The following is a 14,268-nucleotide window of genomic DNA, read 5'->3' on the forward strand; positions in this document are numbered from 1 at the left end:
TTAAACCGGAGCTGCAAAATGGCGGTTGAAATCAAATACGTTGTTGTACGAGAGGGGCAAGAAAAAATGTCATTTGCCAGTAAAAAGGACGCAGACGCCTATGACAAAATGCTCGATCTGGCGGAAGTGCTGAGTGACTGGCTTACGCACAGCCCCATTGCTCTGGAAGAAGGCCAAAATGACGTGCTGGCGATGTGGATGGCTGAAAACAAAGACGTGCTTTCTACCGTTCTGAAAAGCGGCAAATTGCCAGAGCTGGAAACCGTGACACCAGTGGAAGAGGTGTCTGAAGAGAAAATCGGGGAAGACGTCACAGATGATAAGGTGACCGAGCATCCGCGTAAGCGCACTAAAGCTGCCTGAGTTTTATCGCGTCGGGATACCGGCGCGTTTCTTTTCTCATCTTTAGTCTGATCAGACACTTCTTGACAGCCTTTCGCTTAACCTCAGTTGTTAAGTTCCGTTAAAAGGGTGTCTCTCATGAGCAATTGGTTACAGCAGCTTCAGTCGATGCTGGGACAAGCGACCCAACCCAGCCAGAATCAATCCGCACAGAATTCATTATCATCATCACAATCACCTCAAGGGCTGAGTAAATTACTGGTGCCTGGCGCACTGGGTGGTTTAGCTGGACTACTGCTGGCAAGTAAATCATCACGTAAACTACTGACAAAATACGGAACCAGCGCATTACTGGTCGGCGGTGGCGCTGTCGCCGGAAGCGTGTTGTGGAGCAAGTATAAAGATCGCGTCCGTGAAGCCCACCAGGGGGAACCTCATTTTGGGCAGCAACAATCGCCAATTGATGTGCGCACGCAACGCCTGGTGATGGCACTGGTATTCGCCGCCAAAAGTGATGGTCACATTGATGACAAAGAGCGTCAGATAATCGAACAGCAGTTACGTGATGCCGGTGTTGAAGAGGCAGGACGAACTCTGATCCAACAGGCCATCGATCAACCGCTTGATCCTCAGCGCTTGATACAAGGCGTTAATAACGAAGAAGAAGCGCTGGAACTGTATTTCCTTAGCTGTGCTGCAATCGACATCGACCACTTTATGGAACGCAGTTATCTCAATGCGTTGGGCGATGCCCTAAAAATTCCACAAGATGTGCGTGATGGCATCGAACAGGATATTCAGCAGCAGAAACTCAATCTGCCGGGTTAATCCCGGCATTTTCCTCAAAATCCCACGTTACGCTTGCAAGCCTGCCTGAATTTGCCACCCTTACAGGGTGTTAACTCAAAAATGAATACCGACATGCCACCTAAAGCTAAAAAAATACCGCATACCCTAACCACGCACGGTGATACTCGCATCGACAACTATTATTGGTTACGCGACGACGATCGCACCGATGAACAGGTACTTGATTATCTGCATCAGGAGAATGATTACGGTCGACAGGTAATGAGCTCGCAACAGGCGTTACAGGATAGCCTGCTCAAAGAGATGATTGACCGTATTCCGCAGCGCGATGCTTCCGCGCCCTATACGCAAAATGGTTATCGTTATCGTCAGGTTTTTGAAACCGGCAATGAGTATGCCATTTATCAACGCCAGTCAGTGATGCTAAGCGAATGGGACGAGTGGAGCGTGCTGGTCGATGGTAATCGCCGCGCCGCCCATAGCGAGTTTTACACCATGGGTGGTATGAGCATCACGCCAGATAATACCGTAATGGCGTTGGCCGAAGATTTTCTCTCACGTCGCCAGTACGGTTTACGTTTCCGCAACCTCGAAACCGGGAACTGGTATCCCGAAGTGCTGGATAATGTCTCGAGTAGTTTTGTCTGGGCGAATGATTCCGCCACGCTCTACTACGTCCGCAAGCACCCTAAAACGCTGCTGCCTTATCAGGTGTGGCGGCATACGGTGGGGCATCCTTCCACCGATGATGAATTGGTTTACGAAGAAAAAGACGAAATGTTTTATGTCAGCGTGCATAAAACCACCTCCAAGCACTTCGTCTTGATTTATCTGAGCAGCGCGACGACCAGTGAAGTCCTGTTGCTGGATGCGGAACTGGTGGATGCGCAGCCGCAGAGTTTTGCCCCGCGCCGAAAAGATCATGAATACACGCTCGATCATTTCCAACACAACTTCTACCTGCGCTCAAATCGCGAAGGTAAAAATTTCGGTTTGTATCGCACGAAAGTGCGTGATGAAAACCAATGGGAAGTGCTTATTCCGGCGCGCGAGCAGGTAATGCTGGAAGGGTTCACCCTGTTTACCGATTGGTTAGTTGTCGAAGAACGCCAGCAAGGGCTGACCAGCCTGCGCCAAATCAACCGTAAAACACGAGAAGTGACCGGTATTGCCTTTGATGACCCAGCCTATGTGACGTGGGTGGGCCATAATCCCGAACCGGAGTCCTCGCGTCTGCGTTACGGCTACTCATCCATGACCACGCCAGATACGTTGTTTGAGCTGGATATGGATACCGGTGAGAGGCGTGTGATTAAGCAAACTGAAGTTGCAGGATTTGATGCCAGCCACTATCGCAGTGAACATCTGTGGATAACGGTTCGTGATGGTGTACAGGTGCCCGTTTCTCTGGTTTATCACTGCGAACATTTCAAACGTGGGAAAAATCCGCTACTGGTTTATGGTTACGGTTCGTACGGCAGCAGCATGGACGCCGATTTTAGTAGCAGCCGTTTGAGTCTGTTAGACCGTGGCTTTGTATATGCGATAGCGCATGTGCGGGGAGGGGGGGAGTTGGGCCAGCAATGGTACGAAGATGGCAAGTACCTGAAGAAAATGAACACATTCAATGATTATCTTGATGTGTGTGATGCCTTACTCAAACTGGGCTATGGGGACGAAAACTTGCTGTATGCGATGGGCGGGAGTGCGGGTGGCTTACTCGTTGGTGCGGCAATCAATATGCGGCCCGAGTTGTTTCATGGCGTTGTCGCACAGGTGCCTTTTGTGGACGTATTGACCACGATGCTTGATGAGTCGATTCCACTAACAACTGGTGAATTTGAGGAGTGGGGGAATCCGCAGGATCCTGAGTATTACCACTACATCAAACAGTACAGCCCGTACGACCAGATAGCCCAGCAGGCGTATCCTCATTTACTGGTGACCACCGGTTTGCATGATTCACAGGTGCAATATTGGGAACCTGCGAAATGGGTAGCAAAACTTCGCGATACCCGTACCGACGATAATTTGTTACTGCTATGTACCGATATGGACGCAGGTCATGGCGGGAAGTCAGGACGCTTTAAATCTTACGAAGGTGTGGCACTTGAATTTGCTTTCTTGATTGCCCTGGCGCAAGGCACCTTACCAGGGCGTTCACACTAACTTTCGAGGTAATGCTTCAACGTCATGCGCAGGTCCGGAGCTAATTCTTTGATATTGCTTAACATCCAACGTAAATAGCCCGGATCTTGCTCTGCGATTTCAGCAATCGGTTTACCGCGATATTTTCCAAACGCCATGGTGGATACCAGTGCCGGACGGCCTGTTATGGTCACCATTTGGTCCGGTGTCCAGCCTGATTCATTCATGATCCGTAACAGTAAGGCGGCGGTAATGTAGCAATCAAACAGGGCGCGGTGATGATAAAGACCGGCAGGCGTTTCAACTTCCAGTTTGAGCGATTTATACAAACCCATGTTGCTATATTTGATGCCAGGCCATAAACGACGGGCCAGTTTTACGGTACAAATCCATTCGCTGTCAGGCATTTCAGGTAACATGCGTTGGTCAAAACTGGCATTATGGGCGACATAATACGGGCTACCGTAATAGCGCGGAATGACATCTTCAATCCACGGCTTGTCCGCCACCATCTCTTCGGTAATCTTGTGAATGGCCATCGCCTGGTGGCTGATTGGGCGATCCGGGCGCACCAGATCGCTCATGGGGTTAACAATCTCACCATTGACGATATCGACGGATGCCACTTCCACCACGCCACCCTGCAAACCACAGGTTTCCGTATCAATAATGCGCAGCATACTCACTCCATCAGAACTTCGCAGGTTTCGTTAACGCGCTAGCGTAATGGAATGATTTCGCCATGCCAACCTTTCTCGTCACGTCGACCAACAGCAAGTAATTCGCCATGATCGGCACGAACCACTAATTCCCCGCGATCGTCCCAACAGGCACTGCGCCCAGCGGAACGGTATTTTCCGGTTGAAAAAGCGTGATTCGCCAGCAATACGGGCAAATTGTATTTTCGCGCCCAGCGTTGCAGATACATCTCGTCATGTTGATAACTGATTTCGTTGATGAACTTACCGGTGGCGTATAGGCTCGCGCCCATTTCAGCAGCACTTCGCGGCCAGGTTTCTTCATCGCTGCCGGTACTAAATCCCATCGCAACGCTACGATTATGCAAACCAACCAGTGGTGTGTGCTGGTCTGGCAGATCAATATCGTTAGAAACGGGTTTGCAGCATGCAACACGTGAACCATCAGGCAAAAAGCCCACAGAACCGGGAGAAACACCTTTTTCACAACGCAGCGGTAAACCCACGACAATGGTCATTTTGTGTTCAATGGCAGCATTTTGTAGAGGATTGAGACATTCATCGGTGAAGGGTAGGGCACAGTCGGAAAGATTTTCTAGTTTGAAACCGGTGAGGGATAGTTCGGGAAAAATAAGGAGATCAATCTGTTCACGAACGGCACAACGAATAAAGTCTAAGTGATGTGAGATATTCGATTCGAGGTCATCGGGTGTGGCGCCGTACTGCGCCGCAGCAACATTCCAGACAGGCATATGGTCTTCCTTAATCAATCTACCCAACGGCCATCATCCTATGGCCGCAACAGGTAATTCCTGTGTATGTAGGTCGTATAAACAAGAAAAATCTTAACACCATTTGTGTAAGGAAATTTATGGGTGTGTATATTTATTTCACTTTGGGTTCATAGGGAAGTCGTGACAGATTAACTGACGCCAGGCGATGCGCAATTAAGCGTTCTCTGAACCAATCGCGCAGATGGGCAGGTTGTTCACGTTCGACCACTTCGGCAATCACCGGCATATTGTAGCGTTCCTTAAATGCCACGCCAGCCGCTGCAAGATCCACATTGATCTTATCCATTTCGTCCTGGGGTAACTCAGCAAGATTGTGATTCATATTGGTCTCCTGTTTTGTGTCGCAAAGGTACTTGCAGACGAAGTTGATGACAAGTCTTTACATTTATTGATAGCCGTTCTCATCTCGACTTAACCAGGGCTCGAGGTTATCCTTTCGCCGTCTGGAATAAGAAAAAGGAATAGTTGATATGGCTTTCACTCGATCTCGTCTCTTTACCCTCGCTACACTTCTCACGGCGCTTACCGTTTCCGGTTCAGTTTTTGCCCATGCGCATTTACAACATCAATACCCTGCGGCTGATGCTGCGGTAACCGCTTCACCACAGGCGATTACCCTCAATTTCTCGGAAGGTGTTGAGGCCAATTTTAGCGGAATCGCGCTGACCGGGCCACAGCAAGCCACGGTTAAAACCGGTAAAGCGAAGCGTAACGAAAAAGACGATAAGCAACTTATTATCCCGATTGAGGAAGCACTGAAACCGGGCGACTATCTGGTTGACTGGCATGTCGTGTCGGTCGATGGACATAAGACTAAAGGGAAATATCAGTTCTCGGTGAAATAACCCGGATGCTGCCTTCTCTCTATATCGCGCTGCGATTTATTCATTTTTCCGCCCTAATGGTGCTGCTTGGCAGCACCATTTCATGTTCAGTTCTGGCGCCACAGCCATTTCAGCCCGTCCTCATACGCCGCCTGAAATGGCTGTGGCAATCTGCTGTCTGGTTGGCAATGCTCAGTGCTGTATTGCTGCTTTGCGCTCAGGCAGGAATGATGGGCAGTGGATGGCCGGACACCATTAATCCGGAGATTTGGCTGGCCGTGCTTGGCACGCGTTTTGGTTCAGTCTGGATATGGCAAATTTTACTTGGCGTGGTGACGGTTGTCGTTCTGCTCTTAAAACCGCGCAACTTACAATCAATGATGCTGCTTTTTGCTGCCGCTCAACTTATTTTACTGGCAGGTGTTGGGCATGCAGCGATGCGCGAAGGATTCTACGGTGGTGTGCAGCGACTGAACCATGCCGTGCATTTATTGGGCGCGGGCTGGTGGGTGGGGGGGTTACTTCCGCTGATTATGTGCATGCGCATGGCAAGAAAACCCCGCTGGCGGGGAGCTGCTATTATCGCGATGATGCGTTTTTCCCGTTATGGGCATCTGGCGGTTGCTGCGGTGTTACTGAGCGGATTAATCAACAGCCTGATGATTTTGGGATGGTCATTACCGCTGGAAAGCGCCTATGTACGCTTCTTGTTGGTGAAGGTTGTCTTTGTAGCCGTGATGGTTATCATCGCATTGTATAACCGCTATTTTTTGGTGCCGCGATTTAATCGCTCACCAACGGCAACAAAACAGTTTATCCAGTTAACCTGGCTGGAAATCATTTTGTCTGTGGCGGTCATCCTTGCTGTTAGCATTTTCGCTACCTGGGAACCGTACTGAAGACATTATTAGCTCAAGAGATATTCATGAAAAAAAGCATTTTGACGTTGTTGTTGCTGGCTTGTGCGAGCAGTGCGTTTGCCGCACCGCAAATTATCACCGTGAGCCGTTTTGAAATAGGCAAAGATAACTGGGCATTTAATCGAGAAGAGGTGATGTTGAGTTGTCGCGTGGGCCATGCGCTATTTGCGATCAACCCAAGCACACTGATGCAATACCCACTCAATGATATTGCCCAGCAGCAAGTGGCGAGTGGCAAAACGACCGGGCAGCCAATCTCTGTGATTCAGATAGATGATCCGAAAACTCCGGGGCAAAAAATGAGTCTTTCTCCATTTATTGAGCGCGCCGCGAAGTTATGTGACTAAACTTTCTAACATATTCATATGTAATAAAAAACCGCAATCCCCGAGGCCCGGGCATTGCGGTTTTTGTCTTAAACGTCACCTGTAACACAGTTTTTTTTCGAACACTTTAGCGCCCGACTGGAAAAGCTGCGCCGGTAATCTATTCTTAGAAGGCAAGGCGAAGTCTGCCTGCATTAATGCCAACTTTTAGCGCACGGCTCTCTCCCAAGAGCCATTTCCCTGGACCGAATATAGGAATCGTATTCGGTCTTTTTTTATCTGTCATACAAACAACCACTTAGACAGCCATGTCCGAAAAAGACTGAAAATTGTTCGAAAACTAAATTTTGGTCTTTGGGGTTTCGCGTAACAGACTCATAACAACATAAACTCCTTTTTCCTCGAATCCAAATACTTTTCAGTCATTTTTTGGGACTGAAGGCCTAAAAGTTTCTGAGTAAATTCCTTCACTCGTCCAGCTTCATAAAATTTATTCCTCAATACATCCTCGCGCCACGGTCCGGTAACGAGGATCGGAACCATTGCGAGAGTAAACCATGCTGGTTGGTGCATAGGGTGTTAACGGTTCCCATTAAAGGGAGCCGTTAACTTGTCGGATGAAACATTTACATGGTGATTAAAAGTTATTTGTAGAGAGTTGCCGTTCCGTACACACCCTCGTGATTATCTATAGCAGAAGTGACGGTATAGGCCGTTGCGCCTTTTTGAGTGGCTGCGGCGGCTAGGTTGGCGTCCAGCTCATCAATGGTGCTACCCCTGGCTGAAACTGAGCCCATTTCTTGCTTTAGCGTGGTCCCGTTTGGCAACTCCTGGGCTGGAGCTGCTTGGGTGATTAAAGGGAGTGCTGCAAGGGTGACTACCGCAGAAAAAAACAATAATTTTTTCATCATCACGTCCTCAAAAACTTAAAAACAGATTAACCATTAAAAGTGTAGGTGCTATGGGGTGAGAGGAGGTTAGTTGGAAAGATAAGATTGAAAATAAATGCTCTTCAGATAGGACGAAGCACTCAGAAAACCCCTGTCCACGCGGTATCACGGTGTAGTAATGAGCCCTGAGCGAAGCTAATAGCAACGAGTATCAATTGTAAGTATCCGTTTAAACGAACCATACACTTTTAGATATTATCCGACATACTGATTATATTCCCGGGATAACCTGTTTACCGACCCTTTCAATGCAGGAGACGACCATTAGCGACTTAGTCTCTTTTGCAGTAATGCTTGCAACATTACTTATCTTTAGCTTGAACGATACTGCGTACGGAGCGGGCAAGAGCGCTGTGCCATCTGCTTTTTCGCAGAATTCAACCACTACGGATCCAGTTATTCTCTCCTTGCAACATTTCGAACAAATTCAATCTTACCAGGTGACGGTGCGTTCCGTGTCATCTCAGGATGGAACTAAAATCATCCGCTATAGCTACCGGAAACCTGGTTATGTACGGATGGATTTTACCACTCCACATTCCGGTGCGGTCTTAATCTATAACCCGGTCAATGGCAAAGTTAAATTGTGGCCATTCGGAGTGGGAACAATTCCTGTTTTGAACCTGTCGCCAACAGATTCATTGATACAAGATGGGAATGGTCATCGGGTGGATCGTTCAGATTTTAGCGTTTTGTTGAATAATATCCGTAGCCTGCAACATGGCGGGACAACAACCCGCATCGGTGAAGAGGTTATTGTGGGGAAATCGACATTACATTTATCCGTGGTTGGCCCCGCGGGAAAGGCAGTCGATGGTGTTCATCAATATGAAATTTGGTTAGATAAGCAATACGGATTTCCTGCCAAAGTAATCAGTTACGCACTGCATGGAAATATGTTGGAAACCGTTTTAATGGATGGAATGGTTATCAACATCCATTTTCCTCCTGATTTTTTCGCACCTTAATGGGAGCCTTGCTCTATGGCCGAGTATAAGTTTTCCACTATCTGGCGGGTTGAAGCTTCTATCCAGGAGGTGTGGGATATTTTATGCCATCCAGATCTTTGGCCCGAATGGTGGGGAAGTCTTGAGCAGATTATTGAGTTAAAGAAAGGTGATATTCAGGGGATTGGTGCCTTGCATCGTTATACGTGGAAAGGCGTACTCCCTTATCGAATAACCTTTGATATTCATGTATTAAATATTACGCCTTTTTGCCTTTTGGAAGGGGAAGCCAGTGGTGAGGTGGAAGGTCGGGGAGTGTGGTCTTTTTCAAACAATGGGGTGGATACTATCGTTAGGTATGATTGGAATATCCGGACTAACACCCGATGGATGAACTACCTCGCTCCGCTGGCAGCACCTGTTTTCCGTTGGAACCACCATATGGTGATGCGTGATGGAGCGAAAGGTTTAGCCCGAAAATTAGGTACACATGTCGAAGTGTATTGATTCGGTAAACCTGCGCCAACCTTTAACGTACTTAAAGCATATCAATGAGATGAGCCAACTCACTATTTAATGCTCAGTTTTGATAGCGAAGCTTATCATTGAGAAGATGCTGGGACATCGGCAATTGCACGTTGTCCTCAGGAGAGGTGAGTGGTGACATAAACCACTTGTTATAGAGTTCATCAAATCGCTTTGAAGCAAACAGGGATTTTATTTTACTATTGATGATCTCTTCCATTTCATCTGCATTTTTGGCTACAACTAAACCATATTCTAATGTAGTACCAAAACCCTCTTGGCTAACCCTGTAATCTTCTTTGTTTGGCATTTCAGCCAACTTGCCACGGATAATAACGTCATCAGTAATAAAAGCTGAAATATGTCCATCTGCAAGTAAACCAAAGCCTTCATTAAAATCGCGTACTAGCCTCACAGAAATTGAATAATTATAAATTTCATTCATTTTTGCCAATTCTAATGCAGATGTGCCACCACTGATTACACCGACATTATGTCCGCTCAGCAGCTCTTCATTCATAATCTGCGCTGGTTTTTTGGCCAGAAAATTCATTTTTGTATAAAACCATGGAATAGAAAAATTAACTATTTTATTACGTTGCACTGAGTTTGCTGCGACAGCACATAATATATCCGCATGATTATCGGATATGACTTCAAACCGTGCGGCTGCAGGGATTTTCATCCATTTGACCTTTAATTTCGTGTTGTAGCGTTTTTCTATGCTTTGCACGACATCAAGACAGATATCTATCGCCATGCCGGACGGTTTGTTATTAAACTGCCAGGAAATAGGTCTGGTGTTGTCGACCCATGCCAGAGTTATGCTGTGGGTGCTGAGTATTTTATTCAGTATCGGGTCAGCAAAAGTTTTTCCAGGAAATAGCATCATGGTCGTCAACAGGAAAGCACCAGTCGATTTACAATGCGTTAAGCAACTAAACAAACGATATTCCTCAAAAATTATACAGGCCAAAGCAAAATTATTATGGAGGTTAAAAAGGCCGCCAGTATTGTAAGGGCTTTTATGTTGGGATCCTACTAATAGTGTTTTTGAATAATAGGTATTAATCGACAATTTAGATGGAAGCCTTGTTTGCCACAGGCCTGTAAAAGGTGAAGTCCAGATCGTAGGTTGGGATTTGCATAGCAGCGATTCCCTGGAGTACCAGCTCTGCAAGACTGATCAATGCACAAGGTTAAACGAGGTGTTTTGACCAGAAAATGACAAAACTGTGAATCTGCCGTTACTTTTTGAAATTTAGGGCTGCTACATTAGTGCTAGTTCCAGAGTGAAACGGAGGTGCCAGAAAGTTTGAAACTGATCCTCGATAGTAAGCTGGTGGAGTGGGTGGCGTAACGTTTTGCCACGATACTCTTAGGTGTAAGCCGTATTTAACCGCTTGAAGAAGCGACAAAAATTTACCAGATAACTCGTATCACCTCTCTAAAGGCTGCAGATTTGCAGCCTTTTCTATTTTTATCTTCGGCTCAATTTTTCTTACCCGTTACAGAAAACTTTCCTTTCATTGCGCTTATTGTTTCGTGAGCGGTATAACGGCAGAATCAATAAAAAATGATTCGCCAAAATGACTTAGAAGGAAGTGAGCATGGTTAATGAAGCCCCTCGTCTGGAGACAGAGCGTTTAATTCTGCGACATTTTACGCTGGATGATTTTCCGGCTTTAGCCGCCTGTTGGGCAGATCCGGAAATGGTGAAGTTCATCGGTGGTGGCCAACCACAAGGGCCGGAAATGACATGGGCAAGATTGCTGCGTTACATCGGTCACTGGCAGGCCCTCGGTTATGGCTACTGGGCGGTTTTTGAAAAAGAGACCGATCGCTATGTGGGATCCTTTGGTTTTCAGGATGCTAAGCGTGAACTTATTCCAGCACTTGAACTTCCTGAAGCAGGGTGGTCGCTTATCCCGGCCGTACACGGTAAGGGCTATGCGCAGGAAGCATTAGCCGCGATTTTACATTGGGCTGACTGTGAATTGAGTACGCCGACTTGCTGCATTATTGATGATGATAACCATCGTTCCATTCATCTCGCCGAACGATTTGGCTTCCAGTTCGAACATAACGTTGAGTACCACGGCAAGCAGATAAAAATGTTCATTCGCCAGACTCGCTAACCATTGCCGCACACTGGTTTATAATTGAGCAATAAATAATCAGTGTGGGGTCAGCATGTATCAGCGAATTGACGGTGAGAACTGGCGGCATGTGTTTATTGTCGGGGATCTACACGGCTGCCTTGCTGAGTTAATCAGCCAACTCAAACTCCAGCATTTTGATTATCACCAGGATCTTGTTATCTCGGTGGGCGATCTTATTGACCGGGGAGCAAATAGCCCCGGATGCCTGGCTTTGCTTGGCAGCAAATGGTTTAAAGCTGTGAAGGGCAATCATGAAGCGATGGCTCTGGAAGCGCTGGATGAAGGTGAGGGGATGCTCTGGCAGATGAACGGTGGCGATTGGTATCGCGAGTTAGACGCACCACACCAGCAAAATGTGCAACTGGCTTTGCAACACTGTCGTGAATTGCCGTTAGTCATTGAGCTTCATACTCACGGTAAGACGTTGGTTATCGCGCATGCAGATTATCCTTCCTCACATTACAGTTGGAATCAGCCAGTAGATGAGCATTTGCTGGTCTGGAGCCGCGATCGACTCAATAAAAATTTACAGGGTCGAGGTGAGGATATTGACGGGGCAGATGAGTTCTATTTCGGCCATACGCCACTCAAGGAGGCCGGTCATTTTCACAACCAGTACTACATTGATACGGGCGCGGTGTTTGGTAACAAACTAACCATGGTGCAGGTGCAGTAATTTACAACGAACGGTATTCTTGAGCCGGGCGCCAGAAGCCATCGATAAAGTCTTCTATCGGGAAGCATCCACCAGAGCGTATCCGCTGGTCATCCATAGCCACCACACATTGCTGTTCGGTGTTAAACACCTCCACCACAATATCTTCGCAGTCACCGTCCAGGTAACAAACAAATAAAACTAACGCGAACATTAACGCCTCGGAGTTGCCCCGTTTGGCTTAATTGTAGGGGATGTCATGGGAAGAGGTGATAATCGGGACCGATTAATTAACCCGCCTGAGCGACGGGTTCATTTGAATCATGCAAGGCGCATGACCCAGGCATCAGATTTTTGGTCGTAACGTTGACGGTAGAGGACTGAATGTTCGCCATCAAGGACGGCGGGAATGCTGGTTTCATCATCCCAGGCATCAAGTTGCATGCACAGGTCAGGGTCAGATTTGCAAGGGATACTCAACGTTCGGTCCCCTTGTTGCTCGCCATGTAATTCTGCATCATCAATTTCGAAGATGCCTATTCGTACGCTGGTTTTCGTCATCTCGCTCTCCTTGGGTCTGGGTATGTGTGGTATGACCAGTGAGGCCTCCCACAATAGAGCGTAGACAAACGTACAAAAACTGCAAATCACATGGCGACGATATTTTAGTGTTTCAGTTCTTTGAGGCGAAAAGTTTTCCATCCCGGACCAATTCTCGCGGGTAACTGTTTTTCAGTCGTGATCCTACTTTCCTGGCCAGACCAAGGGGTTGACCTTGCCAGGTGACCACTACTTCGTTAAGTGACGGTGTCACGTCAGGGTAAATGTCGCGCCCGTGATACCATTCATCAGCTTCAAATTCTGTAAGAGCAAATGCCAGTGGGGAATCTCCGGGCACCAGCGCGATAATGGCTTCGTGCTGCCAGCGGTATCCTTTGTTGTACTGCTCTGCCAGACGCAGGCCAATTCGCGAAAAGCGAACCTTGCCGATTAAAGAAATAATCTCTTTTGGGAATAACCAAATTTCTTTGTCGCGCTGCCAGAGTTGTTGGTCATCTTGCCAGCTGATCCCTGATTTTTTAGCCGCAGCGGTGACTTCAGCCGCTTGTTTGCCATGCAGAGGGCTAAACGGGAAGTTACCCACTTTGTACCCCGGAGCTGGCAGGGCATCGACCGATGATGTTTTACGCAGTCGTGCAACGAAAAAACCTTCGCAATCATAAATCTGCGGGAAAACATGCAGATAGCCTTCAGCCGTAATGGCTTTTCCTGCCTCCGGGAACAAATCGTTAAGCGGCACGATTTCGACGGCTTCAGGCCACTCATCAAGCAACCATTGGCAAATCTGCTGATTTTCTTCGCGGTTTAGAGTGCATGTGGAGTAAATCAGTGTGCCACCCGGACGAAGTGCATGAAATGCACTGGCGATCAGTTCACGTTGTGTATCAGCGATACTGGCGGTGCTTTCGGGTGTCCAGTTACGTAGCGCGTCCGGATCTTTGCGCACCACACCTTCGCCTGAGCAAGGTGCATCGAGCAATATCGCATCAAAGCACTCCGGAAGGGCTGCGCCAAAGACTCTGCCATCAAAATGAGTCAGCGCGACGTTGCTGATTCCGCAACGGCTAATATTGGCGTGCAGTACTTTCACCCGGCTGGCGGAATACTCGTTGGCGAGGATCGCGCCGTGATTGCCCATGCGCGCAGCAATTTGCGTGGTTTTTGAACCGGGTGCAGCGGCGACATCCATAATGCGTTCCGGATGATTATCGTCAGCAAACAGGGCGGCAACCGGCAACATTGAACTGGCTTCCTGAATGTAAAACAGGCCGCTTAAATGCTCTGCCGTGGAGCCAAGAGGCAGACTTTCTTCGTCATCCCGCTCAATCCAGAACCCTTCTGCACACCAGGGAACGGGCGTCAGATGCCAGTCATAAGGGGCGACAAGGTCAAGAAAATCACTGACCGAAATCTTGAGTGTATTAACGCGCAGACTGCGGCGCAGGGGGCGCTGGCAATAATCGATAAAACTTTCGAGCGTTTGATCTGCCGGGAGTGCATCGCGAATAACATCAAGAAAGGCTTGCGGGAGAAAGGCGTTTTGAGAATGGGCCACGAAGGAAGTCCAGAAAAAAGAGAAGGGCGCAGTGTAGCACAAACGCCCCGG

At 47.8% G+C, this 14,268-nt stretch carries 18 protein-coding genes; 10 read left to right on the forward strand and 8 right to left on the reverse strand.

All coding sequences use genetic code 11. From position 1 onward, the window contains the following. Nucleotides 1-18: 18 nt before the first annotated feature. The 3 genes from OH773_RS08900 (at nt 19) to ptrB (ending at nt 3,321) form a co-directional block, all read left to right on the forward strand. Complete coding sequence (locus OH773_RS08900; protein ID WP_270144940.1) at nt 19-363, forward strand: YebG family protein; 345 nt, start codon at nt 19-21, stop codon at nt 361-363. A gap of 117 nt (nt 364-480) precedes the next feature. After that, a complete protein-coding gene (locus OH773_RS08905; RefSeq protein ID WP_270144942.1) occupies nt 481-1,170 on the forward strand; it encodes a tellurite resistance TerB family protein in 690 nt (229 codons plus the stop codon). Between the two features lie 93 nt (nt 1,171-1,263). Continuing rightward, nucleotides 1,264-3,321 carry an oligopeptidase B gene (gene ptrB, locus OH773_RS08910; RefSeq protein WP_270144945.1) on the forward strand — a complete coding sequence of 686 codons (2,058 nt, stop codon included), beginning with the start codon at nt 1,264-1,266 and terminating at the stop codon, nt 3,319-3,321. Here the strand turns inward: ptrB and exoX are convergent. The 3 genes from exoX to OH773_RS08925 all read right to left on the reverse strand — a co-directional run bounded on the left by exoX (nt 3,318) and on the right by OH773_RS08925 (nt 5,114). After that, a complete protein-coding gene (exoX, locus tag OH773_RS08915) occupies nt 3,318-3,980 on the reverse strand; it encodes an exodeoxyribonuclease X (protein WP_270144947.1) in 663 nt (220 codons plus the stop codon). The genes ptrB and exoX overlap by 4 nt on opposite strands. A 38-nt stretch (nt 3,981-4,018) precedes the next feature. Further along, nucleotides 4,019-4,750: a carbon-nitrogen hydrolase family protein gene (locus tag OH773_RS08920; protein ID WP_270144949.1), complete on the reverse strand. Its 732-nt coding sequence runs from the start codon at nt 4,748-4,750 to the stop codon at nt 4,019-4,021. A 133-nt stretch (nt 4,751-4,883) separates the two neighbouring features. Next, the gene (locus OH773_RS08925) at nt 4,884-5,114 is read right to left on the reverse strand and encodes a DNA polymerase III subunit theta (protein ID WP_034495983.1); all 231 of its coding nucleotides are present in this window, start codon (nt 5,112-5,114) and stop codon (nt 4,884-4,886) included. Between the two features lie 148 nt (nt 5,115-5,262). On the opposite strand from OH773_RS08925, the gene yobA reads away from it, so the two are divergent. The 3 genes from yobA to OH773_RS08940 are packed head-to-tail and all read left to right on the forward strand — an operon-like array spanning nt 5,263 to nt 6,883. After that, nucleotides 5,263-5,637, forward strand: coding sequence for a CopC domain-containing protein YobA (gene yobA, locus OH773_RS08930; RefSeq protein ID WP_270144954.1), 375 nt, complete (start codon nt 5,263-5,265; stop codon nt 5,635-5,637). A gap of 5 nt (nt 5,638-5,642) precedes the next feature. Then, nucleotides 5,643-6,515, forward strand: a complete 873-nt coding sequence (copD, locus tag OH773_RS08935; RefSeq protein ID WP_270144956.1) for a copper homeostasis membrane protein CopD — start codon at nt 5,643-5,645, stop codon at nt 6,513-6,515. Nucleotides 6,516-6,541: 26 nt separating this feature from the next. Then, the gene (locus OH773_RS08940) at nt 6,542-6,883 is read left to right on the forward strand and encodes a YebY family protein (protein ID WP_270144958.1); all 342 of its coding nucleotides are present in this window, start codon (nt 6,542-6,544) and stop codon (nt 6,881-6,883) included. 623 nt (nt 6,884-7,506) lie between these two features. Here the strand turns inward: OH773_RS08940 and OH773_RS08945 are convergent. Next, nucleotides 7,507-7,770, reverse strand: a complete 264-nt coding sequence (locus OH773_RS08945) for a DUF1471 domain-containing protein (RefSeq protein ID WP_270144961.1) — start codon at nt 7,768-7,770, stop codon at nt 7,507-7,509. Nucleotides 7,771-8,102: 332 nt separating this feature from the next. On the opposite strand from OH773_RS08945, the gene OH773_RS08950 reads away from it, so the two are divergent. Continuing rightward, nucleotides 8,103-8,780 (forward strand): LolA family protein, encoded by a 678-nt coding sequence (locus tag OH773_RS08950; RefSeq protein WP_333482180.1) that lies wholly within the window; start codon nt 8,103-8,105, stop codon nt 8,778-8,780. Between the two features lie 15 nt (nt 8,781-8,795). Continuing rightward, nucleotides 8,796-9,266: an SRPBCC family protein gene (locus tag OH773_RS08955; RefSeq protein WP_183269551.1), complete on the forward strand. Its 471-nt coding sequence runs from the start codon at nt 8,796-8,798 to the stop codon at nt 9,264-9,266. A 73-nt stretch (nt 9,267-9,339) separates the two neighbouring features. Here OH773_RS08955 and OH773_RS08960 read toward each other — a convergent pair whose 3' ends face one another. Then, nucleotides 9,340-10,362 carry a transporter substrate-binding domain-containing protein gene (locus OH773_RS08960; protein WP_270144965.1) on the reverse strand — a complete coding sequence of 341 codons (1,023 nt, stop codon included), beginning with the start codon at nt 10,360-10,362 and terminating at the stop codon, nt 9,340-9,342. A 532-nt stretch (nt 10,363-10,894) separates the two neighbouring features. Between OH773_RS08960 and OH773_RS08965 the strand changes: the two genes are divergently transcribed. Together OH773_RS08965 and OH773_RS08970 are read left to right on the forward strand one after the other, a co-directional pair. Beyond that, nucleotides 10,895-11,422, forward strand: a complete 528-nt coding sequence (locus OH773_RS08965) for a GNAT family N-acetyltransferase (RefSeq protein WP_270144967.1) — start codon at nt 10,895-10,897, stop codon at nt 11,420-11,422. A gap of 55 nt (nt 11,423-11,477) precedes the next feature. After that, nucleotides 11,478-12,122 (forward strand): metallophosphoesterase, encoded by a 645-nt coding sequence (locus tag OH773_RS08970; RefSeq protein ID WP_270144969.1) that lies wholly within the window; start codon nt 11,478-11,480, stop codon nt 12,120-12,122. Nucleotide 12,123: 1 nt separating this feature from the next. Here the strand turns inward: OH773_RS08970 and OH773_RS08975 are convergent, their stop codons facing one another. The 3 genes from OH773_RS08975 to rsmF all read right to left on the reverse strand — a co-directional run bounded on the left by OH773_RS08975 (nt 12,124) and on the right by rsmF (nt 14,217). Then, nucleotides 12,124-12,315, reverse strand: coding sequence for a YebW family protein (locus tag OH773_RS08975; protein ID WP_183269548.1), 192 nt, complete (start codon nt 12,313-12,315; stop codon nt 12,124-12,126). A 107-nt stretch (nt 12,316-12,422) separates the two neighbouring features. Then, the gene (locus tag OH773_RS08980; RefSeq protein ID WP_183269547.1) at nt 12,423-12,662 is read right to left on the reverse strand and encodes a YebV family protein; all 240 of its coding nucleotides are present in this window, start codon (nt 12,660-12,662) and stop codon (nt 12,423-12,425) included. Nucleotides 12,663-12,774: 112 nt separating this feature from the next. Continuing rightward, nucleotides 12,775-14,217: a 16S rRNA (cytosine(1407)-C(5))-methyltransferase RsmF gene (rsmF, locus tag OH773_RS08985; RefSeq protein ID WP_270144971.1), complete on the reverse strand. Its 1,443-nt coding sequence runs from the start codon at nt 14,215-14,217 to the stop codon at nt 12,775-12,777. Nucleotides 14,218-14,268: the final 51 nt, after the last annotated feature.

The sequence above is a fragment of the Buttiauxella sp. WJP83 genome (assembly GCF_027594725.1).
Lineage (GTDB): Bacteria > Pseudomonadota > Gammaproteobacteria > Enterobacterales > Enterobacteriaceae > Buttiauxella > Buttiauxella selenatireducens.

Coding starts and splice junctions, on each gene's coding strand:
- OH773_RS08900 (WP_270144940.1), top strand. CDS start 19: ATGGCGGTTGAAATCAAATACGTTGTTGTACGAGAGGGGCAAGAAAAA.
- OH773_RS08905 (WP_270144942.1), top strand. CDS start 481: ATGAGCAATTGGTTACAGCAGCTTCAGTCGATGCTGGGACAAGCGACC.
- ptrB (WP_270144945.1), top strand. CDS start 1,264: ATGCCACCTAAAGCTAAAAAAATACCGCATACCCTAACCACGCACGGT.
- exoX (WP_270144947.1), bottom strand. CDS start 3,980: ATGCTGCGCATTATTGATACGGAAACCTGTGGTTTGCAGGGTGGCGTG.
- OH773_RS08920 (WP_270144949.1), bottom strand. CDS start 4,750: ATGCCTGTCTGGAATGTTGCTGCGGCGCAGTACGGCGCCACACCCGAT.
- OH773_RS08925 (WP_034495983.1), bottom strand. CDS start 5,114: ATGAATCACAATCTTGCTGAGTTACCCCAGGACGAAATGGATAAGATC.
- yobA (WP_270144954.1), top strand. CDS start 5,263: ATGGCTTTCACTCGATCTCGTCTCTTTACCCTCGCTACACTTCTCACG.
- copD (WP_270144956.1), top strand. CDS start 5,643: ATGCTGCCTTCTCTCTATATCGCGCTGCGATTTATTCATTTTTCCGCC.
- OH773_RS08940 (WP_270144958.1), top strand. CDS start 6,542: ATGAAAAAAAGCATTTTGACGTTGTTGTTGCTGGCTTGTGCGAGCAGT.
- OH773_RS08945 (WP_270144961.1), bottom strand. CDS start 7,770: ATGAAAAAATTATTGTTTTTTTCTGCGGTAGTCACCCTTGCAGCACTC.
- OH773_RS08950 (WP_333482180.1), top strand. CDS start 8,103: ATGCTTGCAACATTACTTATCTTTAGCTTGAACGATACTGCGTACGGA.
- OH773_RS08955 (WP_183269551.1), top strand. CDS start 8,796: ATGGCCGAGTATAAGTTTTCCACTATCTGGCGGGTTGAAGCTTCTATC.
- OH773_RS08965 (WP_270144967.1), top strand. CDS start 10,895: ATGGTTAATGAAGCCCCTCGTCTGGAGACAGAGCGTTTAATTCTGCGA.
- OH773_RS08970 (WP_270144969.1), top strand. CDS start 11,478: ATGTATCAGCGAATTGACGGTGAGAACTGGCGGCATGTGTTTATTGTC.
- OH773_RS08975 (WP_183269548.1), bottom strand. CDS start 12,315: ATGTTCGCGTTAGTTTTATTTGTTTGTTACCTGGACGGTGACTGCGAA.
- OH773_RS08980 (WP_183269547.1), bottom strand. CDS start 12,662: ATGACGAAAACCAGCGTACGAATAGGCATCTTCGAAATTGATGATGCA.